The 26,058-nt window shown below is 52.4% G+C and carries 23 protein-coding genes; 8 read left to right on the top strand and 15 right to left on the bottom strand.

What is annotated here, in order from left to right; genetic code table 11:
• Window positions 1–14: 14 nt before the first annotated feature.
• Complete coding sequence (locus JTI85_RS11830) at window positions 15–1,211, bottom strand: L-talarate/galactarate dehydratase (RefSeq protein ID WP_199946032.1); 1,197 nt, start codon at window positions 1,209–1,211, stop codon at window positions 15–17.
• 272 nt (window positions 1,212–1,483) lie between these two features.
• On the opposite strand from JTI85_RS11830, the gene JTI85_RS11825 reads away from it, so the two are divergent.
• Window positions 1,484–2,536 (top strand): LacI family DNA-binding transcriptional regulator, encoded by a 1,053-nt coding sequence (locus JTI85_RS11825; RefSeq protein WP_370529025.1) that lies wholly within the window; start codon window positions 1,484–1,486, stop codon window positions 2,534–2,536.
• A gap of 34 nt (window positions 2,537–2,570) precedes the next feature.
• Window positions 2,571–2,798, top strand: coding sequence for a tautomerase PptA (gene pptA / locus JTI85_RS11820; RefSeq protein ID WP_137376633.1), 228 nt, complete (start codon window positions 2,571–2,573; stop codon window positions 2,796–2,798).
• 28 nt (window positions 2,799–2,826) lie between these two features.
• Here pptA and JTI85_RS11815 read toward each other — a convergent pair whose 3' ends face one another.
• Window positions 2,827–3,399: a flavin reductase family protein gene (locus JTI85_RS11815; RefSeq protein WP_121584657.1), complete on the bottom strand. Its 573-nt coding sequence runs from the start codon at window positions 3,397–3,399 to the stop codon at window positions 2,827–2,829.
• A gap of 158 nt (window positions 3,400–3,557) precedes the next feature.
• Here JTI85_RS11815 and nhoA point away from each other — a divergent pair, with 158 nt between their 5' ends.
• Window positions 3,558–4,403: an N-hydroxyarylamine O-acetyltransferase gene (gene nhoA / locus JTI85_RS11810; protein ID WP_061067917.1), complete on the top strand. Its 846-nt coding sequence runs from the start codon at window positions 3,558–3,560 to the stop codon at window positions 4,401–4,403.
• 58 nt (window positions 4,404–4,461) lie between these two features.
• Here the strand turns inward: nhoA and JTI85_RS11805 are convergent, their stop codons facing one another.
• From JTI85_RS11805 to JTI85_RS11775, 7 genes are all read right to left on the bottom strand, one after another.
• The gene (locus JTI85_RS11805; RefSeq protein WP_219351531.1) at window positions 4,462–5,355 is read right to left on the bottom strand and encodes a PhzF family isomerase; all 894 of its coding nucleotides are present in this window, start codon (window positions 5,353–5,355) and stop codon (window positions 4,462–4,464) included.
• A gap of 96 nt (window positions 5,356–5,451) precedes the next feature.
• Entirely contained in the window at window positions 5,452–6,132 is a 681-nt protein-coding gene (gene narI / locus JTI85_RS11800; protein ID WP_003020109.1) for a respiratory nitrate reductase subunit gamma, read from the bottom strand.
• Complete coding sequence (gene narW / locus JTI85_RS11795; protein WP_116360079.1) at window positions 6,129–6,824, bottom strand: nitrate reductase molybdenum cofactor assembly chaperone; 696 nt, start codon at window positions 6,822–6,824, stop codon at window positions 6,129–6,131. Before narW ends, narI begins: the two co-directional genes overlap by 4 nt.
• Complete coding sequence (narH, locus tag JTI85_RS11790; protein ID WP_219351530.1) at window positions 6,824–8,368, bottom strand: nitrate reductase subunit beta; 1,545 nt, start codon at window positions 8,366–8,368, stop codon at window positions 6,824–6,826. The genes narW and narH overlap by 1 nt, the downstream gene beginning before the upstream one ends.
• On the bottom strand, window positions 8,365–12,105 hold the full coding sequence (locus JTI85_RS11785) for a nitrate reductase subunit alpha (protein ID WP_219351529.1): 3,741 nt from the start codon (window positions 12,103–12,105) through the stop codon (window positions 8,365–8,367). Before JTI85_RS11785 ends, narH begins: the two co-directional genes overlap by 4 nt.
• Window positions 12,106–12,154: 49 nt before the next feature.
• Window positions 12,155–13,540 (bottom strand): NarK family nitrate/nitrite MFS transporter, encoded by a 1,386-nt coding sequence (locus JTI85_RS11780; protein ID WP_115643395.1) that lies wholly within the window; start codon window positions 13,538–13,540, stop codon window positions 12,155–12,157.
• A 211-nt stretch (window positions 13,541–13,751) separates the two neighbouring features.
• On the bottom strand, window positions 13,752–14,330 hold the full coding sequence (locus tag JTI85_RS11775; RefSeq protein WP_048211640.1) for a TetR family transcriptional regulator: 579 nt from the start codon (window positions 14,328–14,330) through the stop codon (window positions 13,752–13,754).
• Window positions 14,331–14,447: 117 nt separating this feature from the next.
• On the opposite strand from JTI85_RS11775, the gene JTI85_RS11770 reads away from it, so the two are divergent.
• Complete coding sequence (locus tag JTI85_RS11770) at window positions 14,448–15,935, top strand: MFS transporter (protein WP_124021208.1); 1,488 nt, start codon at window positions 14,448–14,450, stop codon at window positions 15,933–15,935.
• Here the strand turns inward: JTI85_RS11770 and JTI85_RS11765 are convergent, their stop codons facing one another.
• From JTI85_RS11765 to yddG, 3 genes are all read right to left on the bottom strand, one after another.
• Entirely contained in the window at window positions 15,936–16,316 is a 381-nt protein-coding gene (locus JTI85_RS11765; RefSeq protein ID WP_086523677.1) for a GFA family protein, read from the bottom strand. It abuts the gene before it with no gap.
• 143 nt (window positions 16,317–16,459) lie between these two features.
• The gene (gene ompD, locus JTI85_RS11760; RefSeq protein WP_219351528.1) at window positions 16,460–17,539 is read right to left on the bottom strand and encodes a porin OmpD; all 1,080 of its coding nucleotides are present in this window, start codon (window positions 17,537–17,539) and stop codon (window positions 16,460–16,462) included.
• Between the two features lie 458 nt (window positions 17,540–17,997).
• Window positions 17,998–18,879: an aromatic amino acid efflux DMT transporter YddG gene (gene yddG, locus JTI85_RS11755; protein ID WP_219351527.1), complete on the bottom strand. Its 882-nt coding sequence runs from the start codon at window positions 18,877–18,879 to the stop codon at window positions 17,998–18,000.
• Between the two features lie 286 nt (window positions 18,880–19,165).
• On the opposite strand from yddG, the gene fdnG reads away from it, so the two are divergent.
• The 4 genes from fdnG to JTI85_RS11735 all read left to right on the top strand — a co-directional run bounded on the left by fdnG (window position 19,166) and on the right by JTI85_RS11735 (window position 24,490).
• A complete protein-coding gene (fdnG, locus tag JTI85_RS11750) occupies window positions 19,166–22,213 on the top strand; it encodes a formate dehydrogenase-N subunit alpha (protein WP_105242173.1) in 3,048 nt (1,015 codons plus the stop codon).
• A 12-nt stretch (window positions 22,214–22,225) separates the two neighbouring features.
• Window positions 22,226–23,110, top strand: a complete 885-nt coding sequence (fdxH, locus tag JTI85_RS11745) for a formate dehydrogenase subunit beta (protein ID WP_219351526.1) — start codon at window positions 22,226–22,228, stop codon at window positions 23,108–23,110.
• On the top strand, window positions 23,103–23,759 hold the full coding sequence (gene fdnI, locus JTI85_RS11740) for a formate dehydrogenase-N subunit gamma (protein ID WP_219351525.1): 657 nt from the start codon (window positions 23,103–23,105) through the stop codon (window positions 23,757–23,759). The genes fdxH and fdnI overlap by 8 nt, the downstream gene beginning before the upstream one ends.
• A 128-nt stretch (window positions 23,760–23,887) precedes the next feature.
• A complete protein-coding gene (locus tag JTI85_RS11735; protein WP_101742186.1) occupies window positions 23,888–24,490 on the top strand; it encodes an inorganic diphosphatase in 603 nt (200 codons plus the stop codon).
• A 43-nt stretch (window positions 24,491–24,533) separates the two neighbouring features.
• Here JTI85_RS11735 and JTI85_RS11730 read toward each other — a convergent pair whose 3' ends face one another.
• From JTI85_RS11730 to JTI85_RS21410, 3 genes are all read right to left on the bottom strand, one after another.
• On the bottom strand, window positions 24,534–24,818 hold the full coding sequence (locus JTI85_RS11730; protein WP_219351524.1) for a HigA family addiction module antitoxin: 285 nt from the start codon (window positions 24,816–24,818) through the stop codon (window positions 24,534–24,536).
• Entirely contained in the window at window positions 24,818–25,096 is a 279-nt protein-coding gene (locus JTI85_RS11725) for a type II toxin-antitoxin system RelE/ParE family toxin (RefSeq protein WP_048212587.1), read from the bottom strand. The genes JTI85_RS11730 and JTI85_RS11725 overlap by 1 nt, the downstream gene beginning before the upstream one ends.
• 181 nt (window positions 25,097–25,277) lie before the next feature.
• On the bottom strand, window positions 25,278–26,058 hold a 781-nt coding region (locus JTI85_RS21410), incomplete at its 5' end, for an ATP-binding cassette domain-containing protein (RefSeq protein ID WP_255574750.1).

Raw genomic sequence — 26,058 nt, 5'->3', positions numbered from 1 at the left:
ACCCGCCAAATAAATTAAGGATGTTTACCAAACTCGCAGGTTAATTGTGTCCAGCGGCGCGCTTGTTCGCTGATGCTGAACCCCAGACCGTGACGGTCAGATATCCACATCCGCCCATCGCGCAGCTCAAGCTGTTCATTAAATAGCGGATTCAGCCATTCGAAATGTTCCAGCCATGGCTCAAGCGGATAAGCGGCGGACAAATGCAGGTGAACTTCCATGGCGAAGTGGGGTGCCAGTTTTCGTCCGTGTTTTGCCGCCAGATCCATAATTTTAAGGAACGGTGAAATCCCGCCCACACGCGGCGCATCGGGTTGGACAAAATCGCTGGCATTGCCGAGGATCAGCTGTTCATGTTCGCGGAAGCTGGTCAACATCTCACCGGTAGCAATCGGGGTATCCAGTGCGGCAGCCAGTTGGGCGTGACCTTCAACATCGTAGGCATCCAGCGGCTCTTCAATCCAGATCAGATTGAACTGCTCCATTTTACGTCCCATACGGATGGCGGTTTCCCGGTCCCACTGCTGATTGGCATCGACCATCAGCGGGAAATCATCACCCAGCGCTTCACGCACCGCGGTTAAGCGGCGAATATCTTCGGCGCAGTTTGGTTGACCGACCTTGAGTTTGATGCCGCCAATACCGTTTTCACGGGAAATAACCACGTTTTTAAGCACCTGATCCAGCGGCGTATGCAGGAATCCGCCGGAGGTGTTGTAGCACTGTACGGAGTCACGATGCGCGCCCAGCAGTTTTGCCAGCGGCAATCCTGCACGCTTGGCCTTCATATCCCACAAGGCGATATCGATAGGGGAGATGGCCTGAACCGCCATGCCGCTGCGCCCGACGGAAGCGCCAGCCCACAACAGCTTGGTATAGATCTTGTCAATATCGTTTGGATCTTCGCCTAACAGATTATCGGCAATTTCTTTGGCATGCGCGTAGATCCCCTGACCGCCAGCACGCTTGGAGTAACTAAATCCAACGCCTTCAAACCCGTCACGGCTGCGGATCTCGGCGATGACAATGGCGACTTCAGTGAGAGGTTTCTGACGACCAGTCAGCACTTTGGCATCGCTTACCGGTGTTGCCAGGGGAAGGAAAGCGAGGGATAGCTTAACCCATTCGATACGGTCGCCGGTTTCTGCCGCGGTTTTTGCATTGGCCGATTTGGCATAGGTTACGGCATCGGAATTAGCACTTAAAGACATCTTATTCTCTCCTGGTGATTAATAAGTGATTGCGCTATCATTTTTAATGTTAGCGCAATCACTTCACCAGCGAATTGATTGCGATTTGAACAATTGCTCACAAATACGAAGATAAAAGGGCGATAACTTGTATACAGCATCACATTCCAATACTTTATGGGGAAATGCACAAATCTTTATGATATCGCTATCATTTTGCTCAGGGATGACTATCTAAGCTGCTGTTTTCCCAGTGTTATCACAGAGCCATGCTAGCAATAGCCGAAATCATGATGAATAATGCCAGGATAAATCAGCGATTTTTGACAAGGGCATCGACAGTGAAAAACGCCAGACCTCCGCGAGCACCCACGCTGGAAGATGTGGCCCGTACCGCGGGATTGTCCCCCATGACGGTGAGCAGGGCGCTAAATACTCCGCAGTTGGTGCGCCCGAAAACGGTGGAAAAAGTGATGCAGGCGGTACGCGCCACCGGCTACATTCCCAACGCGCTGGCCGGGGGGCTGGCGTCGCGTCGCAGCAAGCTTATCGCCGTGGTTGTTCCGCAAATTAACAACAATATGTTTGTCGATACCATTCAGTCATTAAGCGATGAACTGGCCGAACGCGGATACCACATCTTGCTCTGCGTATCAGGTTACACGCCGCAAACAGAGGCTGAGCTGGTGGCGACGCTGCTTTCTCGCCGCCCGGATGGCGTCGTGCTCACCGGTATCCATCATACCGCCGGGATGAAAAAGGTGATTCTTAATGCGGCCATTCCGGTTGTGGAGATCTGGGATTTAACGCCAACCCCCATTGATATGCTGGTCGGGTTTTCGCACGAAAAAGTCGGTCAGGCGGTAGCAGACTACTTGCTGAAAAAAGGTTATCGCCGTCCTGGTTTGCTATGGACAGCCGATCGCCGGGCAGGCCAGCGTAAACAAGGGCTGTGCGATGCGCTGAGTCGTCATGGTATTGCGGCTGACGCACAGATAGATGTCCCGCTTCCGGCCTCTCTGGCATTGGGGCGCAGTGGATTAGCTCAGCTATTGGCTGAAGGTGCGTTCGATGTCATTGTCTGTAGCTCAGATACCTTAGCCCAGGGGGCGATTATGGAAGCCGAAAGCCGTGGTTTACGCGTGCCGCAGGAGCTAGCGGTAATCGGTTTTGGCGATCTTGATTTTGCCGCCAGTAACCGGCCTGCTATCACCACAATCAGCGTCGACCGACGGGCCATTGGACAACGCGCTGCCTCGCTGCTTGCCGATCGTATCGAACAAATTCCACGTGAAGACGATATTATTGATGTCGGATTTCGCCTGGTTGAACGAGAGTCCGCATAAGTTACCTGCATCCCAAAACAATAAGGAATCTGCTATGCCGCACGTCGATATCAAATGCTTTCCTCGCGCCCTTACCAACGAACAAAAAACCGCGCTGGCGGCGGATATTACCGAGGTCATTATTCGTCATTTGCAAAGCAAAGACAGCTCGGTCAGCGTGGCGCTGAATGAAATTGAGCCCGAGGCGTGGCAGGGCGTGTGGAATGCGGAAATCGCACCGCAGATGGACTCATTGATTAAAAAACCCGGCTACAGCATGTGAACGAGAACGGGCGATTATTGCGCCCGTATTATTCAGCCGCTGTTATACGTTTCCCGCTGGTGACAAACGTTCCGGCGCCAAGGTGGTGCAAGGTATTGAGTTTGCCATCATCAAACTGCCAGCGTCCTTGCACAAATACCCGCTCATCGGCAGCGGCAGAAACCACTTCGCCAAACAAGGTATCATATTTGTCCTGAGCCGCTGTGGCAGGAAGCAGGCGGCATTCCATCCAGGCGAGACACTTGGCTTCTATTAGCGGTAATCCCAGCACCGGACCTTTTACCACCGGAATACCGTAGCAGTTGAACTTATCTTCTATTCGACCGGAAACACTCCCCACGGCATAGGTCCAGTTGGTCGCGGCAACCCCTGGAATAACAATACCAAATTGCCCGCTACGCTCGATCAGTTCGCGTGACCAGGCGGTCTTGTCGACAACAATGGCCACCCTCGGCGGATCAAATTCCACGGGCATTGACCACGCGGCCGCCATCACATTACGCCGTTCTGTATTCGCGTCACGACTGGTTATCAAAATGGTGGGGCCGTGATTAAGCAGTCGGCTGGCGTGTTGTAATTCAACCGGACGAAAATGACTCATAGTGACTCCTCGGCAGAATAAAAATGACATCACAATAAACATAGATAGTAACGGGATTAGCGATTTTGTCGCCTCACCGGGGTGAACAGCGCACAAAAGCGACGGCGTAAAATTAAAAATGCGTTATAAGTACAACATTCAACAAACAGGAATCCCGTATGACGCCTTTTTTAAACGCTTATTTTGCCCGTATTGGCTGGTCAGATGCGCCCAACGCCGACATTGAAACGTTGAGAGCGCTACACTTACTGCATAACGGTGCCATACCCTTTGAAAATCTTGATGTGCTGCTGCCGCGTGAAATACAGCTTGACGATCTGTCCCTTGAAGAGAAGTTGGTCACTGCCCGCCGCGGTGGCTATTGCTTTGAACAAAATGGTGTATTTGAACGGGCGCTACGCGAAATCGGCTTTACCGTACGCAGTTTACTGGGACGCGTGGTATTGGCTAATCCGTCAAGTCTGCCGCCGCGTACACATCGCCTGTTACTGGTTGAATTACAGGGTGAACAGTGGATCGCTGACGTTGGCTTCGGCGGACAAACGCTGACGGCTCCCATTCGTCTGCAGGCTGATCTTGAACAGCAAACGCCGCACGGCGACTATCGGTTGATTCAGGAGGGGGAAGACTGGATCCTGCAGTTCCGCCATCACGATCACTGGCAATCAATGTACCGTTTTGACCTGGTCGTTCAACATCACAGCGATTATCTGATGGGTAACTTCTGGTCCGCGCACTGGCCGCAGTCGCATTTCCGCCACCATCTGCTGATGTGTCGTCATTTACCTGACGGCGGCAAGCTGACGTTGACCAATTTCCACTTTACCCATTATCAGGACGGTCACGCGATAGAGCAGATTAATCTGCCTGACGTCGCCAGCCTGTATACGCTGTTGCAGGAACGGTTTGGACTGGGCGTGGATGACGCGAAGCATGGGTTTACCCTGGATGAGCTGGCGACAGTCATGGCGGCGTTTGATACACATCCGGAGGCGGGAAAATAGGGGCATCAGAATTAATGCCGGATGCGGCGTAATCGCCTTATCCGGCCTACCTGAAGATTTAAAAATCGATCGCCCATTCGGCGTGAAACAGGATCACAGCAGAGCCGGAAATCGTTACTTTCTCAGGCTGGTTATCACGGATAGTCACCGTCACATCAACAATACCGTCACGCCCGAGCGCGCGACCCTGGTGGCCCTGAACATGCAATGTTTTGCCATCATGAGCCATCAGGTTATGGTGTACCAGCCACGCGCCCATTGGACCATTCGCGTTGCCGGTGACCGGATCTTCCACAATACCAATAGCAGGCGAGAACATGCGGCCATCGGTGGCGTTTTCGTCCTTGCGAATTTGAAAAGGGAAGAACCCGTTACAGCCAATTTGCTGGCTGATAGCGGTCAGGGCAGGCAAATCAGGGGAAAGGGCGTCGAGGTCCACCTCAGGCTTCAGCGCAATCATCACTTTAGAGTGTCCGGTGGTGGCAACCTGAATGGGTAATCCGGGCAACATATCGTCTTCGCTCAGGTGCAGCGCATCGATTATCGCGGCACGTATAGCACCTTCCAGCGGAGCTTCGAATCCAGGTACGCCTTGTTCAAGACTGATGCGATAGTCATTGTCGCTCAATTCAATATCGACCCGATGACGACCGGCAAGCGAGGTTTGCCAGACGGTGCTGTTGCCCAGACCCAGCACGTTGGCGCGCACATAATGTGCGGCGACGGTAGCGTGTCCACAGATAGGAACTTCGACCGTCGGCGTGAAATAACGAATGCGAACATCGCTGTCGTCACTGGTCAGTAGAAAAGCCGTTTCCGAATGGCGCAGCTCGCGAGCAATGAGCTGCATCTGCGCTTCGCTCAGTCCGTCAGCATGCAACACCACTCCCGCTGAATTGCCGCGAAAGGGTACCGAGGTAAAGGCATCAACGTGATAAACCTGTGGTTTCATTAGCGTTCTCCTGGGATGGAGAAGCATCATAACGTACAAAAAGCGGGATAGCGATGTTGCCCGGTAAGCGCAAGCGCTACCGGGCAGCAGAGGAAATTAGCGGCGCGAACGCACTATCTGATAACGGCGGGTAAAGTACTCAAACGGCGCACTCCACACGTGGACCAGTCGGGTGAACGGGAACAGCAGGAAAATGGTCATCCCCAGCACCAGATGCACACGGAAAATCCACGCCACGCCATCCAGATGCGCAGACGCACCGCCCTGGAAGGTCACCACCGACTGCGCCCAACCCACCAGTTTCAGCATTTCACTGCCGTCTGGATGTTGCGCAGAGAACGGGATGGTGGTTAAGCCGAGGATACACTGAATCAACAGAACGCAGAGGATCAGAATATCGGCGGTAGAAGATGTCGCACGAATACGCGGGTTGGTCAGACGGCGCACCAGCAGGCCCGCGCCACCTACCAGTGTCAGCACGCCACAAAGTCCGCCGGCAATCATCGCCATCTGCTGTTTTACCGCAATCGGCAGAAACCAGGCATACATCCAGTGCGGCGTTAACATGCCAAACAGGTGCCCGAAAAAGATCCCCAGAATGCCGATGTGGAACAGATTGGACCATAACACCATACCGCGTTTGTCCAGCATCTGGCTGGAAGAGGCGCGCCATGTGTATTGCCCGTAGTCGTAGCGTAGCCAACTGCCGAGGATAAACACCGTACCGCACAGGTACGGATAGATATCGTAAAAAAAGACGTTCAGGTACTGTATCATTTCGGGCCTCCCGCGCTGACGTCGACATACTGAGGTGCCACGTCCTGGCTAAAGCGTCGTTGATAGTTTTGTAACGGTGAACTGTCACAGGTGGTGGCGTTATCCTCGATAAACTTCACCTGTTCCTCCTCCCAGACCGCATCCAGCGCCTGACGGGTATCGTCGCGGGTTTCCGCGCCAACCTGTTTAGTGACACTGTCACTCGAAAGAGGACTTCCGGCAAGCTGCAACAGGGCATCAAACAGTTGATACCACGGCGTATCGCGCTGTTTTAAGCGCCCGCCAAGCAACGCCAGAATCGGTGCGACGTTCTGCAGTCCTTCTTTGGCCTCCGCTTCCGGTAACACGCTTAAGTACTCAAGATATAAAGGCAGGTGATCCGGCAGTTCGCGACAGTTTAGCTGCAGCCCGACCTTTTCATACTGCGCCAACAGATCGACCATCGCCTGACCACGGTCGCGGGACTCGGCGTGCACGTGTTCAAACAACAGCAGAGAGGTGGCCCGGCCCCGGTCAAAGATTTCGCACCATTCAGCTTGTTTATCCAGTAACGGCGCATTGAGCAGTTCCTGGCTAAAATCGCTCAGCATTGGAGCATCGCTGGCCACAAGCGCCAGCGCGTCGTCTTTGCACTCCCATAGCAGCTCGTCGGGGTATTCCATCAGCAGGCCGATAACCTTGAGGATTTGCATTATTGACCCTCCGCTTTATCGTGTACTTCGGTGATATCGATAGCGTCAATGCGGCTACTGTTAAACAGATTGAACTTAGTGTCCGAGCCGTGACAGCCGTCGCCGAAGGTAAAGCCGCAGCCGTTTTTCTCCGGGAAGGCATCACGCGCCATTTCACGATGGCTGGTTGGGATCACAAAGCGGTCTTCATAGTTGGCGATGGCCAGATAGCGGTACATCTCCTCAACCTGTTCAACGCTCAGACCCACTTCCTCAATCGCGCGAGTATCCGTAACACCTTCTACGGTTTGCGAACGCATATAGTGGCGCATCGCCATCATCCGTTTCAGGGCGCGCAGTACCGGGCCGGTATCGCCCGCGCTAAGCATATTGGCGAGGTACTGAACCGGAATGCGCAGTGACTCAACCGCGGGCAGAATGTTGCCATTGTGCGGCAGACCACCCGCGTCAGCGACTGACTGAATCGGTGACAACGGCGGCACGTACCAGACCATCGGCAGGGTGCGGTATTCCGGATGCAGTGGTAGCGCCAGCTTCCAGTCCATCGCCATTTTGTAAACCGGTGAACGTTGGGCCGCTTCGATGACGTTGTGCGGAATACCCTGTTTAAGCGCTTCTTCAATCACCGCCGGATCGTGCGGGTTAAGGAACACATCGCACTGACGCTCGTAGAGATCGGTTTCATGCTCGGTGCTCGCTGCTTCCTCGATACGGTCGGCGTCGTACAGCAATACCCCGAGATAACGGATACGCCCAACGCAGGTTTCTGAACACACCGTCGGCTGGCCGGACTCAATACGCGGGTAGCAGAAAATACACTTCTCTGACTTACCGCTCTTCCAGTTAAAGTAGATTTTTTTGTACGGACAGCCACTGATGCACAAGCGCCAACCGCGACATTTGTCCTGGTCGATCAGCACAATGCCGTCTTCTTCACGCTTATAAATAGCACCGCTCGGGCAGGTGGCGACACAGCTTGGGTTCAGGCAGTGTTCGCACAGGCGCGGTAAATACATCATGAAGGTGTTTTCGAACTGTCCGTACATCTCCTTTTGCATCTTCTCGAAGTTACGGTCGCGGGCCCGTTTTGAGAATTCACCGCCAAGCAGTTCTTCCCAGTTTGGACCCCAGATAATCTTGTCCATCCGTTTCCCATCAATCAGCGAGCGCGGGCGCGCGGTGGGCTGATTCTTGCTCTCCGGCGCGCTATGCAGATGCTGATAATCGTAGGTAAACGGCTCATAGTAGTCATTGATTTGCGGGATCACCGGGTTGGCGAAAATTTTGGTGATCACCCCCATCTTGCCACCCAGACGCGGTCTGATCTTGCCGTTGACATCGCGAACCCAGCCGCCTTGCCACTCTTCCTGATCTTCCCAGTTTTTCGGGTAACCAATGCCCGGCTTGGTCTCGACATTGTTAAACCACGCATATTCCATCCCTTCACGCCCGGTCCAGACGTTTTTACAGGTGACGGAGCAGGTGTGGCAGCCGATGCACTTATCCAGATTCAGAACCATGCCTACCTGTGAGCGTATTTTCATTTTTTCGCCTCCTGTACCTGATCGCGACCTTCATCATCCAGCCAGTTAATGTTTTTCATTTTTCTAATCATGATGAACTCATCGCGGTTAGAGCCGACCGTCCCGTAATAGTTGAAGCTGTATGCCAGTTGCGCATAGCCGCCGATCATGTGCGTGGGTTTCGGGCAGACGCGGGTGACCGAGTTGTGGATCCCGCCACGCATCCCGGTGACTTCGGAGCCGGGGATGTTCATGATTCGCTCCTGAGCGTGATACATCATGGTCATTCCCGGCGGCACGCGTTGACTCACCACTGCACGCGCGGTGAGCGCGCCGTTGGCATTGAAAGCTTCGATCCAGTCGTTGTCTTCAATACCTAACTCCTTAGCATCAGTTTCACTGATCCAGACAATCGGCCCGCCACGCGACAACGTCAGCATCAGCAGGTTTTCACTGTAGGTAGAGTGGATGCCCCATTTCTGGTGCGGCGTCAGGAAGTTGAGTGCTTTCTCCGGGAAGCCGTTAGGCGGAACCTCGCGCATTTCACTGACGCTGCGGGTATCGATAGGCGGACGATACGCCACCAGGCTTTCACCGAACGCTCGCATCCACGCGTGATCCTGATACAGCTGCTGGCGACCGGACAGGGTACGCCATGGGATCAACTCGTGGACGTTGGTATAGCCTGCGTTATAGGAGACATGTTCGCTTTCAAGGCCGGACCAGGTCGGACTGGAGATGATTTTGCGCGGCTGCGCCTGGATATCGCGAAAACGAATCTTTTCGTCTTCTTTGTTCAACGCCAGATGCGTATGGTCGCGACCGGTCATCGCACCCAGCGCTTCCCAGGCTTTCACCGCCACCTGACCGTTGGTTTCCGGCGCCAGGGCGAGGATCACCTCAGAAGCATCCAGTGCGGTGTCAATCAGCGGTCGGCCTTTCGCCGGGCCTTCGCGTTTGGTGTAGTTCAGCTTGCCGAGGAAATCGACCTCCGCCTGGGTATTCCACGCAATGCCTTTCCCGCCGTTGCCGAGTTTGTCCATGAGTGGACCGAGCGAAGTGAAACGTTCCCAGGTGGCGGGGTAGTCACGTTCCACAACGGCAATATTCGGCGCCGTTTTCCCCGGGAGGAGATCGCATTCGCCTTTGCGCCAGTCCAGAATGTCAAACGGCTGCGCCAGCTCTGCCGGAGAGTCGTGTTGCAGTGGTTGCAACACCACATCCGTCTCTTGCCCAAGATGTCCCACACATACCTCAGAGAACACTTTGGCGATGCCTTTATAAATTTCCCAGTCGCTTTTTGACTCCCAGGCAGGATCGACTGCAGCCGACAGCGGGTGAATAAACGGATGCATATCCGAGGTGTTCATATCGTCTTTTTCATACCAGGTAGCCGTTGGCAAAACGATATCGGAGAACAAACAGGTGCTGGACATACGGAAATCGAGCGTCACCAGCAGATCGAGCTTGCCCTCAATCGCCGCCGACTGCCATTCAACCTCTTCAGGTTTAATACCGTCGCTTGAACCGAGCGCTTCTCCCTGGATCCCGCTTTCGGTACCCAGAAGATATTTGAGCATGTATTCATGCCCTTTACCTGAGGAACCGAGCAGGTTAGAGCGCCAGACGAAGAGGTTGCGTGGGTGGTTTTTGCCGCTATCCGGCTGCTCGCAGGCAAAACGAATATCACCCGACTTCAGCGCTTCGGCAGTGTATTGCGCAGGAGATAACCCAGCCTGTTCTGCCTTTGCCTTGACAGTCAGTGGGTTGAGATTTAGCTGCGGCGCGGACGGCAGCCAGCCCATCCTTTCTGCACGCACGTTAAAATCAATTAAATGCCCGCTAAACTTCGACGCATCGGCCAGCGGAGAGAGGAGTTCTTGCGCGGTGAGTTTTTCATAGCGCCACTGGCTGGAGTGGTTGTAGAAAAACGAGGTACTGTTCATCTGGCGCGGTGGGCGGTTCCAGTCCAGCGCAAAGGCCAGTGGCAGCCAGCCGGTTTGCGGACGCAGTTTCTCCTGACCCACATAGTGCGCCCAGCCGCCGCCGCTTTGCCCCACACAACCACAGAACACCAGGATGTTAATCATCCCACGGTAGTTCATGTCCATGTGGTACCAGTGGTTCACACCAGCACCAAGGATGATCATCGAACGCCCGTGGGTTTTGTGCGCGGTATCGGCAAACTCACGGGCGATTTGTTCGATATGACGGCGTGGCACGCCGGTAATTTGCTCACCCCAGGCCGGGGTGTAGGCTTTTACTTCGCTGTAATCTTGTGCGCTATGAACATCATCCAGACCACGGTCGAGGCCGTAATTCGCCAGCACCAGATCATAGACGCTGACCACCGGACAAACGCTGCCATCCGCGAGGGTGAGACGTTTTACCGGCAATTGTCGAATCAGCACCGGCTCCTGCTTCACGCTGCGAAAATGTGGGTTTTCGTTGCCGCCGAAATAGGGGAATGCCACGCCGGTCACGTCATCATGCTGACCGAGCAGCGAAAGTGAAAGTTCAGTTTCAGCACCAGCCGCCAGCGATTCGAGATTCCATTTGCCTTTTTCGCCCCAGCGAAAACCAATCGAACCGTTCGGGACAACCAGTTCGCCTGCGCGGTTGAAAGCCACCGTTTTCCACTCCGGATTGTTGCTTTCGCCCAGGCCATCAACCAGGTCTGAAGCGCGCATCATGCGTCCAGGTACGTAGCTGCCATCTTCGCGGGCATCCAGCAGCACCAGCATTGGCATGTCGGTATAGCGGCGACAGTAATTGAGGAAGTAATCGCTGGGATTGTCGAGGTGGAACTCTTTCAGGATGACGTGGCCCATTGCCATCGCCAGCGCGCTGTCAGTACCTTGTTTGGGTGCCAGCCACTGGTCACAGAGTTTGGCGACTTCCGAGTAATCCGGCGTAATGGCAATCGTCTTGGTGCCTTTGTAGCGTACTTCCGTGAAGAAGTGGGCGTCCGGGGTACGGGTCTGTGGCACGTTAGACCCCCAGGCGATGATATAGCTGGAGTTATACCAGTCGGCTGACTCCGGAACGTCGGTCTGCTCACCCCAGGTCATGGGTGACGCAGGCGGTAAATCGCAGTACCAGTCATAGAAGCTCAGGCAGGTTCCGCCCAGAAGTGAGAGATAGCGCGTACCCGCCGCATAGGAGACCATCGACATTGCGGGGATGGGCGAGAATCCGGCCACACGATCCGGGCCGTAGGTTTTCACCGTCCAGACGTTGGCAGCAGCAATCAGTTGATTAAGTTCTTTCCAGTTGGAACGGATAAACCCACCGCGCCCGCGTACCTGCTTGTAGCTCTGGCATTTTTGCGGGTCGTTCATAATGGATTCCCAGGCCAGCACCGGATCGGGCTGGCGGGACAGGGCGTCGCGCCACAATTCGATTAAGCGTTTACGCACCAGTGGATATTTCAGGCGGTTAGCGCTGTAGAGATACCACGAGTAACTTGCGCCGCGTGGGCAGCCACGGGGCTCATGATTTGGCAGGTCAGGGCGGGTACGCGGGTAGTCGGTTTGCTGAGTTTCCCAGGTTACCAGCCCGTTTTTGACGTAGATTTTCCAGCTGCATGAGCCGGTACAGTTAACGCCGTGGGTAGAACGCACAATTTTATCGAACTGCCAGCGCTGACGATAGCTGTCTTCCCAGTCCCGATTGGTGTGCATTACTTGCCCATGCCCCTCGGCAAACGTATCGCCCTTTTGTTTAAAGTAGCGAAAGCGATCTAACAGTTTACTCATGACATAACTCCTGCTTCGAATAACGTTGCCTGCACAGGCCAAAAGATGACTATTTTTTTTGTGATTTCCGGCCGTATACCAGCCAGGTCACCAGCACGCAGACGATGTAGAACACAAGGAATATTTTCATGGCGCCTACCGGAGACCCGGTCAGCGCCAGCGATGAACCAAACGCTTTCGGGATAAAGAAGCCCCCGACAGCGCCAATTGCGGAGATAAAACCCAGTGCGGCTGCGGTATCGGTTACCGCCTCACGCTGGGCCTGTTCTTCAGTACCACCGTGCAGCTTCACCCGGTAAATGGTGATTTTGCGAAAGATCACCGCAATCATCTGGAAGGTCGAACCGCTGCCCAGTCCTGCGGTCAGGAACAAGCCCATAAACACCAGATAGAAGGCAACAAAACTTCCTTCTCCGGAGCCGGGAAGGGTAAGAAACAGCAGGGCACTAAACAGCGCCATAAAGATGAAGTTGATTAACGTGACGCGCACGCCGCCGAACTTGTCAGAGATCACGCCGCCAGCCGAACGCGCAAGCGCGCCGATGAACGGGCCGAAGAACGCCAGTTGCAGAATATTCACGTCAGGGAATTGTGTTTTCGCCAGCATGGCAAAGCCGGCCGAGAAACCGATAAATGAACCGAAGGTGGCGAGATACAGCAGGCTTAGCAGCCACAGATGAAAGCGTTTGAGGACCGGTAGTTGAGAGGCGATTGAGGCCTTCGAACTGGCGATGTCATTCATTCCCACGCCCGCAGCCAGCGTTGAGAGCAGCAGCAGCGGAACCCAAATCCATGCGGCGTTTGCCAGTGACAGTAAAGAACCGTCAGGCTGCGGCACGCCTTGTACCCCTAAAAAGGTAAATAGGGGCAGGAAAATGACTAACGGCGCGATTAACTGCATCACGCTGACACCAAGGTTACCGAGCCCGCCGTTAACACCTAGCGCACTGCCTTGCTTCGCTTTCGGGAAGAAAAAGCTGATATTACCCATGCTGGAGGCAAAGTTAGCGCCAGCAAAACCACACATCAGCGCAATAATAATAAATACGCCAAACGGAGTAGCGGTATTTTGCACGGCAAATCCGAGCCAAAGGCAGGGAATGACCAGAATAATGGTGCTAAAAATGGTCCAACGGCGTCCACCAAATATAGGTACCATAAAGGAGTAGGGGACTCGCAATATTGCGCCTGAAAGAGAAGGCAATGCGGTTAATAAAAACAGTTGGTCGGTGGTGAAATTAAAGCCAATTTTATTCAAATTGACGGCCACAGCACTGAACAACATCCAGACACAGAACGCCAGCAACAGACAACTCACTGATATCCATAGGTTTCTTCGGGCAATGTGCTTACCTTTATTTTCCCAAAAGGCGGGGTTCTCCGGTTTCCAGTCAGTTAAAAGATAACGATTATTTTTCTCATTTGATGCTGACATATTATTCTCCATGCACATGCCGTTCATGAAAAAGAAATAAACGCATACAGCGCCGCGCGAGTTCTTTTAGAAACTATTGAAAAGTTTTGGGAATATTGACTGAAAGAATAGATAAAAAAGCGCAATAACGCGGCGCGTCAGAGGAATAACACGTTGCTTAAGTGTTACTAATTGTAAATTTAAAAGGTGTATTGTTAATTCATGTATAACATCAAATAAATAACTCCAGTGTTATCATGCGATCCAGGTGGCGCTCGAACGCTGGATCGGCCATTTCCTCAATGCCTAATACATAGATACCATCCAGACCGCATACCAACGCAATTAAACGCCAGGCCACATCGGCGGCATCTGGGGTGGATGAAAACTCACCGGCCTTCTGTCCCTGAGTGATAATATTCGCGGTTTCCTCGTGCCACATCCGCATGGTCAGCAGGTAAGCGCTTTTGATTTCCGGATCTTTATCCGCCAGAACCTGTGCTTCACGCCACAGTTTTATATAGGGTTCGAACCCACCGTCTTCACTTCCCAACATGGCATGGAGTCGTTCACGGTAAGTTGCGTTTTCACTGACCAGTTCGGCATCGAGAAGGGTGCGAATCAGGCGGACAAAGGCCTGGGATTTAAGCTCACCGGCAGACGTAAAATGATGATGCAGTTGCCCGGTCGCTACCTGAGCCTCTGTGGCAATACGTCTAACCGTCATGGCGGAAAATCCTTCTTCAAGCGCCACGCGCATTGCCGCCTGCAGGATCACTTCCCGACGTTCATCCCGATTCATATAGCTCATGCTTCCTCCCTATATTCACATTATTGCCAGTTTAACAAAAAGTTGGACATACGTTCAATTTTCCGTAGGATCGCTAAAGCTGGACATGTGTCCAGTTTCAGTTTTGTAGGGAGTTTTATGTTTCGTCAGTGGTTAACGTTAGTGATTATTGTGCTGGTCTACATCCCTGTTGCGATTGATGCAACGGTGCTGCACGTTGCCGCGCCCACGCTGAGTATGACGCTGGGTGCCAGTGGTAACGAGCTGCTGTGGATCATTGATATCTATTCTCTGGTAATGGCCGGTATGGTGTTACCGATGGGGGCGTTGGGCGATCGCATCGGTTTTAAGCGCTTGCTGATACTGGGGGGTGGGCTATTTGGTCTGGCTTCGCTGGCTGCCGCGTTTGCTCACAGTGCCGGCTGGCTAATCGCAACCCGGGCCGTGTTGGCTATTGGTGCGGCGATGATCGTTCCGGCGACGCTGGCAGGTATTCGCGCCACCTTTGCCGAACAACGTCATCGTAATATGGCGCTCGGCGTTTGGGCTGCCGTCGGTTCAGGCGGTGCAGCATTTGGTCCCTTAGTCGGTGGTATGTTGCTGGAGCATTTCTACTGGGGCTCAGTGTTCTTAATCAATGTGCCCATTGTTCTGGTGGTGATGACATTGACCGCACGTTACGTGCCGCGCCAGACTGGACGCCGCGATCAGTCGTTAAATTTTGGCCATGCGATTATGTTGATCGTGGCGATTTTACTGCTGGTTTACAGTGCTAAAACGGCGCTAAAAGGGCATATGGCGACCGGGGTTATCGTATTGACACTGTTAACAGGAGCAGTGCTGCTGTGGAAATTTGTTCGTATTCAGCTCGCGGCCTCACGTCCGATGATTGATATGCGGTTGTTCACCCATCGCATTATCTTAAGCGGCGTGGTAATGGCGATGACTGCGATGATCACCCTGGTGGGATTTGAGCTGTTGATGGCCCAGGAATTACAGTTTGTTCACGGTTTAACGCCGTATCAGGCGGGACTGTTTATGCTACCCGTCATGCTGGCGAGTGGCTTCAGCGGCCCGATTGCCGGTATGTTGGTTTCACGGCTTGGATTGCGCTGCGTGGCAACGGCAGGTATGGCGTTGAGTGCGGTCAGTTTCTACGGTCTGGCAATGACGGATTTCAGCACTCAGCAGATCCAGGCCTGGATATTAATGGCGTTACTGGGGTTCAGTGCCGCCAGTGCGCTACTGGCCTCAACGGCGGCCATTATGGCGGCAGCCCCGGCTGAAAAAGCCGCTGCGGCGGGGGCTATCGAAACCATGGCCTATGAATTGGGGGCCGGTCTTGGGATCGCGATTTTTGGTCTCTTGCTAAGCCGTAGTTTTTCCGCATCGATTCTACCGCCTGACGGCCTCAGTGCGCAGGATCTGGAACGTGCTTCATCGTCAATGGGTGAAGCGGTGCAATTAGCACATTCTCTTTCGCCGTCTCTTAGCGACGCGTTGCTTGCAGCTGCCAGAGAAGCATTTACCTGGTCGCACAGCGTGGCATTGAGCAGCGCTGGCAGCATGCTTATCGTATTAGCGGTAGGGATGTGGTTCAGCCTGGCAAAAGTGAACCATCAATAACTAGTGAGCTAAATGACAGGGGTAATCCATCGCTTCGACTTCTTTTCCACTCAGGCGAGCGTATTGCCCCGTCAACCGCCAGAACGCAGGCTGTGTTTCGGTATAGATTTCAGCCGCCAGAATCAGACGGCGGCGATCCACCTCATTCAGCTCCAGCAATGTCCACGGAATAAAGTAGCGGTCGCTATCGGTCAGCGTAAACCACAAGGGGCATCCACAGCCGGAACAGAAGAAACGTTCTCCGCGCGTTGATGAGGGAAAGTGCGAAGGTTCTGCTGAATCAGGGGAAAGTAGTGGATGACCGCTGGCTTCCAGATACATGGCGACACCACCGGACCATTTCTGGCACAGCGTGCAGTGGCAGGCATAGACATCAAGCATTTCGACGTTTACGGTAAAATGACTCTGTCCGCAAAGACAACGACCAGTGAACGTCTGCACGGCATACTCCTTATGACCGAGTCTACATCAAGAGAAAAAGCCAGCCCTGGATGGACTGGCTTTGTATTCAACTTACAACAAAATTAGAACTGGTAGTTCAGACCAACTGCCACGATGTTGTCAGTGCTAACACGTGCGTCAGAAGTGAATTTGTTGTCGTCCAGCAGGTTAATTTTGTAATCAACGAAGGTAGACATGTTTTTGTTGAAGTAGTAGGTCGCACCCAGATCAACGTATTCAACCAGATCCTGGTCGCCGTAAACACCCAGATCTTTACCTTTGGATTTCAGGTAAGCGATGGACGGACGCAGACCRWARTCGAACTGGTAYTGAGCWACAACTTCAAAGTTYTGCGYTTTGTTAGCAATACCGTCTACTTTACCGAACGTGGTCATGTTGCGGGTTTCAGAGTAGGTAGTTGCCAGGTAGATGTTGTTCGCATCATATTTCAGGCCAGCAGCCCATACTTCTGCGTTTTTACCGGAAGCATAGAATTCGTTGTTGCCATTACGCATCTGGTCATCAGTACGGTCAGATTTCGCATAGGTTGCACCGATGCCGAAGCCTTCGTATTCATAAGTAGAAGACAGACCGAAACCGTCACCGTTCGCTTCAACGTCGCTGCTACGGTCGTTTTTGCCCTGATACTGAGCAGCAAAGTTCAGACCTTCAACCAGACCGAAGAAGTCAGTGTTACGGTAAGTTGCAACGCCGGTAGCACGCTGAGTCATGAAGACGTCAGTCTGGGTCCAGGTATCACCGCCGAATTCCGGCAGGACGTCAGTCCATGCGCCGATGTCGTAGGCTACGCCGTAGTTACGACCGTAGTCGAAAGAACCGTATTCAGCGAATTTCAGGCCAGCGAATGCCAGACGGGTTTTGTCTGCTTCGGAACCTTGATCTTCAGAACGGTTGCCTTTGAATTCATATTCCCACTGGCCGAAACCAACCAGTTGGTCGTTGATCTGAGTTTCGCCTTTGAAGCCCAGACGCGCGTAAGTTTTGTCACCATCGCTGCTGGTATCGTCAGAGAAGTAATGCTGAGCGTGAACTTTACCGTACAGATCCAGTTTGTTACCGTCTTTGTTATAAATCTCAGCTGCGTTTACCGCACCCGCTGCCAACAGGGTAGTCACTGCCACTGCAACTAATTTAAGTTTCATTCGAAATAATCCTTATAATTTTTTCTTGGTGTGTTTCCTAAACCATTGCTAAACGAGGCCGTTCATCAATGACGAACTATTTTTAAATGACGATGTGGTATTAGTTCAATAATAAGTTTCATAATATTGCGGAATATTTGAATTTGTGTGATCTAGATCTACATAATACAGCTGATTATATTAATATTAATATGTGACCTTTTGTTGGGATATATTTTCGGCGGGGACTATTGTGCTGGTTATGGTTTACTAATCGTTAGTAACCTATGTAAAATATATACAACCGGAGGGTTATAGGTAAACATATAATATTTTCGGCTGTTGATTAATTACCAGTTACTTAACATTTAATTAAACAAATAAAAACATAATACACAAGCGAAATGTACAATTATTATCCGTTAACTGACCAGAGTGTAGCCGGGTTCTATCTCTATGCCAGAAACCCGGCCTGACTTCTATATCCGACGTGTTGCCAGCCAGCACAGTAGTGAGCCAGCACAGACCATCAGTGCGCCTTGCCAGAACGAGAACGACAGCGGGGCGCTGAGCAATACAGCAGCCAGGGCAGAAGAAAGCACTGGGGTGAAATAAGACCCTACTGCCATGACAGTGACATTTCCGTGTAAAATTCCGATATTCCAGGCCGCATAGGCAAATCCTAGTGCTAATGCAGCCGTGAACATCTTAATGGTCACCGGTGTGCTGAAAACCATTTCTGGTTGTGGCGTCATAAAATAGTAGGCCCACAAACTTGCCGCCGTCAGTAAAACAAAAACGGTGATACCGTTAAACCCTTTCGCAAATTTATTAGTGACAGTGCAATACGTTGCCCAGATAAAAGCGCCCAAGAATGCGAGAAAATAACTCAGCGGGCTACTGGCAATGTTGCTGATAATTTCACCTGGATTTAGACCGTTCTCGCCACCTAAAACCCAGCAGACTCCGGTCAATGCGAGAATTAATCCTGGAATAATCATCCAGTTTGTTTTTTGACCATTAAATAATATAGCAAACAAAATCGTCAGACTTGGCCAGAGATAATTGACCATTCCTACTTCTATTGCCTGGTGTCGGGTAGCGGCATAGCCTAATGCCAACGCCAGGCAAATTTCATAGCTGACAAAAAGCACGCTACCGGCGATTAAATAACGAACAGGTATTTTTCTAATATTTGGAAATCCGACGGTAAATATCAGCAGCAGGCCGCTTAGCGAGAAGATCATCGCTGCGCCGCCCGCTGGCCCGAGACCTTCGCTTACCCCACGAATCAACCCCACCATCGTGCTCCACAGCACAATGGCGATGAGCCCGATTAACGTTGCTTTTTGTTTTGTCATGCTGTTTGTCTGTCCGTCGTCCTGGCAAAAATGAAGCTGAAATTTATAGCACTTTTACGTCAGCACGGGCTAACTAATTAGCTTTTAGCTAACCCCTTGTGGGTATACAGGTTACACAAACTGCACTATTTAGTAGCGGAACCGTTTCGTTATTGATTTGACGCAAAAAAAATATGGATATAGCTGTTAGTTTCGTCGCGAAGTTGTACATGTCATCTTTCAGACTGCCGCGCTGGCGCAAGGTGAAAGATGTCTTGTACGAACCCCTGTAAAAAAGAGGAAAGCAATGGACGTCAGCCGCAGACAATTCTTTAAAATCTGCGCGGGCGGTATGGCGGGAACAACAGTGGCCGCACTGGGTTTTGCACCCAAAATGGCACTGGCTCAGGCGCGAAACTACAAACTGTTACGCGCAAAAGAGATCCGAAACACCTGCACATACTGTTCCGTAGGTTGCGGGCTATTAATGTATAGCCTTGGTGATGGAGCAAAAAACGCCAAAGAGTCGATTTATCATATCGAAGGGGATCCGGATCATCCGGTGAGCCGTGGGGCACTTTGTCCTAAGGGCGCAGGATTACTGGATTACGTGCACAGCGAAAGCCGTTTACGCTACCCGGAATATCGCGCTCCCGGTTCCGACAAATGGCAACGCATCAGTTGGGATGAAGCTTTCTCCCGCATAGCAAAACTGATGAAAGCAGACCGTGACGCCAACTTTATTGAGAAGAATGAGCAGGGCGTGACGGTAAACCGCTGGCTTTCAACCGGGATGCTGTGTGCATCTGCGGCGAGTAATGAAACCGGCATGCTGACGCAAAAATTCGTGCGCTCACTCGGCATGCTGGCGGTAGACAACCAGGCACGCGTCTGACACGGACCAACGGTAGCAAGTCTTGCTCCAACATTTGGTCGCGGTGCGATGACCAACCACTGGGTTGATATCAAAAACGCTAACGTCGTAATGGTGATGGGCGGTAACGCCGCTGAAGCACATCCGGTGGGATTCCGCTGGGCGATGGAAGCTAAAAACAACAATGATGCTACGCTGATTGTTGTCGATCCCCGTTTTACCCGTACAGCGTCGGTGGCGGATATCTATGCGCCGATTCGCTCCGGCACGGACATTACGTTCCTTTCCGGCGTATTGCTGTATCTGATTGAAAATAACAAAATCAATGCTGAATACGTTAAGCACTACACCAACGCCAGCCTGCTGGTACGGGATGATTTTGCTTTTGAAGACGGTTTGTTCAGCGGTTACGACGCCAAAAAACGTCAATATGATAAGTCGTCCTGGAACTACCAGTTCGATGAAAATGGCTACGCAAAACGCGATGAAACCTTAAGCCATCCCCGTTGCGTGTGGAACCTGCTCAAACAGCACGTTTCCCGTTATACGCCGGATGTGGTGGAAAACATCTGCGGTACGCCGAAAGCCGACTTCCTGAAAGTGTGTGAAGTTCTGGCCTCCACCAGTGCTGCCGATCGTACCACGACCTTCCTGTACGCACTGGGCTGGACACAACATACCGTTGGGGCGCAGAACATCCGCACCATGGCGATGATCCAGTTGCTGCTCGGTAACATGGGGATGGCCGGTGGCGGCGTAAACGCATTACGCGGTCACTCCAACATTCAGGGCTTAACCGACTTGGGTCTGTTATCAACCAGCCTGCCCGGTTATCTGACGCTGCCGTCAGAAAAGCAGACTGATCTGCAAACCTATCTGGCCGCCAATACACCCAAAGCGACGCTGGCCTCCCAAGTGAACTACTGGGGCAACTATCCGAAGTTCTTCGTCAGTTTGATGAAATCTTTCTACGGCGATGCGGCACAGAAAGAAAACGACTGGGGCTTTGAATGGCTGCCGAAGTGGGATCAGTCCTACGACGTCATCAAATATTTCAACATGATGGATAGCGGGAAAGTTACCGGCTACATCTGTCAGGGCTTTAACCCGGTTGCGTCCTTCCCGGACAAAAACAAAGTAGTACAGAGCCTCAGCAAACTGAAGTATCTGGTGGTTATTGATCCGCTGGTCACAGAAACGTCCACATTCTGGCAAAACCACGGCGAATCCAACGATGTCGATCCGGCGTCGATTCAGACTGAAGTTTTCCGTCTGCCATCCACCTGCTTTGCAGAAGAAGACGGCTCGATTGCTAACTCTGGCCGTTGGCTGCAGTGGCACTGGAAAGGTCAGGATGCACCAGGTGAAGCGCGTAATGACGGCGAAATTCTGGCCGGTATTTACCATCGTCTGCGCGACATGTATCGCACCGAAGGCGGTAAAGCTGTAGAGCCTGTGCTGAAAATGAGCTGGAACTATAAGGTACCGGACGAACCGCATTCCGAGGAAGTGGCCAAAGAGAACAACGGCTATGCGCTGGAAGATCTCTATGATGCCAATGGCGTGCTGGTGGCGAAAAAAGGTCAGTTGCTCAACAGCTTTGCGCTCCTGCGTGACGACGGTACAACGTCATCCTCCTGCTGGATTTATACCGGTAGCTGGACCGAGCAGGGCAACCAGATGGCTAACCGCGATAACGCCGACCCATCAGGTCTGGGTAATACGCTGGGTTGGGCATGGGCATGGCCACTGAACCGTCGAGTACTGTACAACCGCGCTTCGGCAGACCCGCAGGGTAAACCGTGGGATCCGAAACGGATGTTGATCCAGTGGAACGGTACTAAGTGGACCGGAAACGATATCCCTGACTTCAACAACGCCGCACCGGGTAGTGGCACCAATCCGTTTATCATGCAGCCGGAAGGGCTGGGGCGTCTGTTTGCTATCGATAAGCTGGCGGAAGGGCCGTTCCCGGAACACTACGAGCCGATGGAAACGCCGCTGGGTACGAACCCGCTGCACCCGAACGTGATCTCCAACCCGGCAGCGCGTCTGTACGAAGCGGATGCCTTGCGTATGGGGACGAAGCAGGACTTCCCATACGTCGGAACCACCTATCGTCTGACCGAGCATTTCCACACCTGGACCAAACACGCACTGTTAAATGCGATTGCCCAGCCAGAGCAGTTTGTGGAAATCAGCGAAACGCTGGCGTCAGCAAAAGGTATCGGCAACGGCGACTACGTGAAAGTCAGCAGCAAGCGTGGATTTATTCGCGCAGTTGCGGTGGTCACCCGTCGTCTGCAAACCCTGAACGTCAACGGTCAGAAGGTTGAAACCGTAGGGATCCCGATCCACTGGGGCTTTGAAGGAGTCGCGCGTAAAGGATTTATTGCCAACACCCTGACGCCGAACGTCGGTGATGCAAACTCGCAAACGCCGGAATACAAAGCGTTTTTAGTTAACATCGAGAAGGCGTAAGGGGGCGAATATATGTCTATGGAAACGCAGGACATCATCAAAAGGTCCGCAACAAACTCCATCACGCCGCCACCTCAGGCCCGTGATTACAAAGCCGAAGTCGCAAAGTTGATCGACGTTTCCACCTGTATWGGCTGTAAAGSCTGTCAGGTSGCCTGCTCAGAGTGGAACGATATYCGCGATGAAGTGGGTYAYTGCRTCGGSGTSTAYGACAACCCCRCCGATCTCAGCGCYAAGTCCTGGACGGTGATGCGSTTTASCGAAACCRMMCAGAACGRCAAGCTGGAATGGYTGATYCGYAAAGACGGCTGTATGCACTGTGAAGATCCGGGCTGCCTGAAGGCATGCCCGTCTGCCGGAGCAATCATCCAGTACGCGAACGGGATTGTTGATTTCCAGTCAGAGCATTGCATTGGTTGCGGGTACTGTATTGCCGGGTGTCCATTTAATATTCCGCGCCTCAATAAAGAGGATAACCGCGTGTATAAATGTACGCTGTGTGTGGATCGCGTCAGCGTCGGGCAGGAACCTGCCTGCGTGAAGACCTGTCCGACCGGGGCAATACATTTCGGCACCAAGCAGGAAATGCTGGAAATGGGCGAGCAGCGTGTGGCAAAACTGAAAGCACGTGGTTATGAACATGCCGGTCTCTACAACCCGGAAGGTGTGGGAGGCACGCACGTCATGTACGTTCTGCATCATGCCAACCAGCCGGAGCTGTATCACGGTCTGCCGAAAGAGCCTAAGATCGATACCTCTATCAATCTGTGGAAAGGGGCTCTGAAACCGCTGGCTGCTGCCGGATTTATCGCYACCTTYGCCGGGCTGATTTACCACTACATTGGCATCGGCCCGAATAAGGAAGTGGACGACGACGAGGAGGATCATCATGAGTAAGTCGAAAATGATTGTGCGCACGAAATTTATCGATCGCGCCTGTCACTGGACGGTGGTGATCTGCTTTTTCCTGGTGGCGCTGTCGGGGATTTCGTTTTTCTTCCCGACCCTACAATGGCTGACGCAAACCTTCGGTACGCCGCAGATGGGGCGTATTCTGCACCCGTTCTTCGGCATACTGATCTTCGTCGCGCTAATGTTCATGTTTGTGCGCTTTGTGCACCACAACATCCCGGATAAAAAAGATATTCCGTGGCTGAAAAACATTGTGGAAGTGCTGAAAGGCAATGAACACAAAGTAGCGGATGTGGGCAAGTACAACGCCGGGCAGAAAATGATGTTCTGGTCGATCATGAGCATGATTTTCGTGCTGCTGATTACCGGTATTATTATCTGGCGTCCATACTTTGCACAGTATTTCCCGATGCAGGTAGTGCGTTACAGCCTGCTGATCCACGCTGCGGCGGGCATTATTCTGATGCACGCTATCCTCATCCATATGTATATGGCATTTTGGGTGAAAGGATCAATTAAAGGCATGGTTGAAGGGAAAGTGAGCCGTCGCTGGGCGAAGAAGCATCACCCGCGCTGGTATCGCGATGTTGAAAAGCTGGAAGCAAAGAAAGAGAGTGAAGAAGGGGTTAAGTAAACCTGATGCTTTCTGACAACAATGGCGCTGCGGATGTAGCGCCATTTTTTTGCCAAAAAAACGTCATGTTTCTGTCATCTGGTAAACGTAAGGTGTTGTCTTTCCAATAAGAGAAGAGTTAAAAGACAATGCTTCTGGTGAAAAAATTACTCGCAGTCAGCGTATTTCTCTGTGCGTCCGCTCAGGCGCAGAATATCCTCGAATTTCCGCAACCGGAGAATAACCCGGAAGAGTTTTATGCCGTGACTGAAATCCCGGCAGGCGGGATCATAAAATATGAAACCGACGCCAAAACCGGCTTTATCATTGCCGATCGTTTCCAGTCGATGCCGGTTGCCTATCCGGCAAACTATGGCTCATTGACCCAGTCCCTGGCAGGTGACGGTGACCCGCTGGATGTGATTTTCTATACCCGGGCACCGCTGGCCCCGGGAACGCTGATCAAGTTGCGCGCGATTGGCGTGCTGAAGATGATTGATGGCGGGGAAAAGGACGATAAAATTGTCGCCGTGCCGGCCAGCAAAATTGACCCCACCTATGACGACATCAAAGAGTTGAGCGATTTGCCAAAGATCGAAGTGCAACGACTGGAGTCGTTTTTCCGCGTGTACAAAGAGTTGCCGGAAGGGCGTAAGAAGGTCGAATTAAACGGTTTCAACGACGCAGCTACGGCAAAACAAGAGATCAAACAGGCCTGGGATGCCTGGAAAGAAAAACAGCCGAAACAGTAAATGAAATGCCGGATGGCGTTAGCGTATCCGGCATTCACTTTTATCACTGCGCTGCCAGCTTACGCAGGCGTGAAATATCCACGTTTTTTTTGGCCTCTGCCAGGCTCCAGGCATTTTGCAGGTTTAACCACATTTCGGGTGAACTGCCAATCACCACGGAGAGTTTAATCGCCATCTCAGGCGTTAGTGCCGCTTTCCCGGTTAATATCCGACTTGCCGTTGAAGGTGCAATCTCCATCGCTCTGGCAAACTCGCGCAGGCTGACAGTGAGTTCGTCCAGCGCTTCCTGAATGATATCCCCAGGACGGGGATGATTTGCCATCTTCATCAATGATAGTCCTCGTAGTCCAGTATGTACGCGTCGCCATTGACGAATTCAAACGTAATACGCCAGTTACCTGAAACAGAAATTGCCCATCTGCCGTCACGCTCGCCCACCAAAGGATGTAGCTGATAACCGGGCATATTGATATCTGTAACCTTGTTTGCTGCATCAATAACGGCAAGTCTATGTCGTAATCGTCGGACATGTTTTGCCATAACGCCTGATGTTCGTCCATGAAGAAACAAATCGCGCAATCCCTTGTGTCTGAAGTTCATGATCATCCGTATCATCCTTGTTCCTTCAAGAGGAACACTACCATTAATGTTCCTTTAAGCGCAACACCAGGATTGCGATATTTAAAATTGTGCGGCGAATGCGCAGAAAGAGAAAGGGAGAAGGGGCATATCTGGAAAGCGCCACGCAAGAATTGCCGGATAGGCTTGCGCCATCCGGCAATAGAGATTACTCCAGTTGTGAGTTCAGGCGCTCAATCTCTTTACGCCATTGCGCTTGCAACAGCGGCTTTTGATGTTTCGGCTTGCGGGCGAGATCGTCGGCCAGACGTTGCTCCAGCTCGAGGAGTTGTTCCAGCAATTCATCGCTGTCACCGCGTATTTCAGCCCTCGCTTCGACCACCGTTTTGGGAACGCTCATCTCCTCAGACGTTTCCCGAATACGATCGTTGATCGCGTCCAGATCGTGCCATTCGCTAAGTTCTCCATTATCGATAAACCAGAACCTATTACAGCTTTGGCTGATAAGCTGACGGTCATGGCTGACCAGCAGCACGCCGCCGCTGAAACTTTGTAGCGTCTGCGCCAGCGCTTCTTTACCTTCCATATCCAGATGGTTGGTTGGTTCATCGAGCATCAGCAGGCTGTAGCGCGCAAGCGTAAGCCCGACAAACAGTAGCCTCGAACGCTCTCCACCGCTTAAGGTATTGATCCGCTGCTGATGGCGGACCCACGGGAAGCCCGCGCTAATCAGCGCCATCTTGCGAACATCAGGCTGCGGAGCAAACGGTTCGAGCGCATCAAACAACGTGTCGTCATCTGTGAGCTGGTGTAGCGTCTGATCGTAATACCCCAGTGTGGCGCGAGAGTGCAACATCAGTGAGCACGATGCCATTTGCGACTGATATTGCTGCCAGATAAGCCGTAGCAGCGATGATTTCCCGCAACCGTTACGCCCGACAATCGCCACGCGATCGCCGCTTTTTAACCGGATACCGGCAATGGAAAAT

Origin of the sequence: Citrobacter sp. Colony219 (assembly GCF_019382635.1) — a bacterium.
Lineage (GTDB): Bacteria > Pseudomonadota > Gammaproteobacteria > Enterobacterales > Enterobacteriaceae > Citrobacter > Citrobacter youngae.
This window is presented reverse-complemented; position numbering and strand designations above follow the sequence as displayed.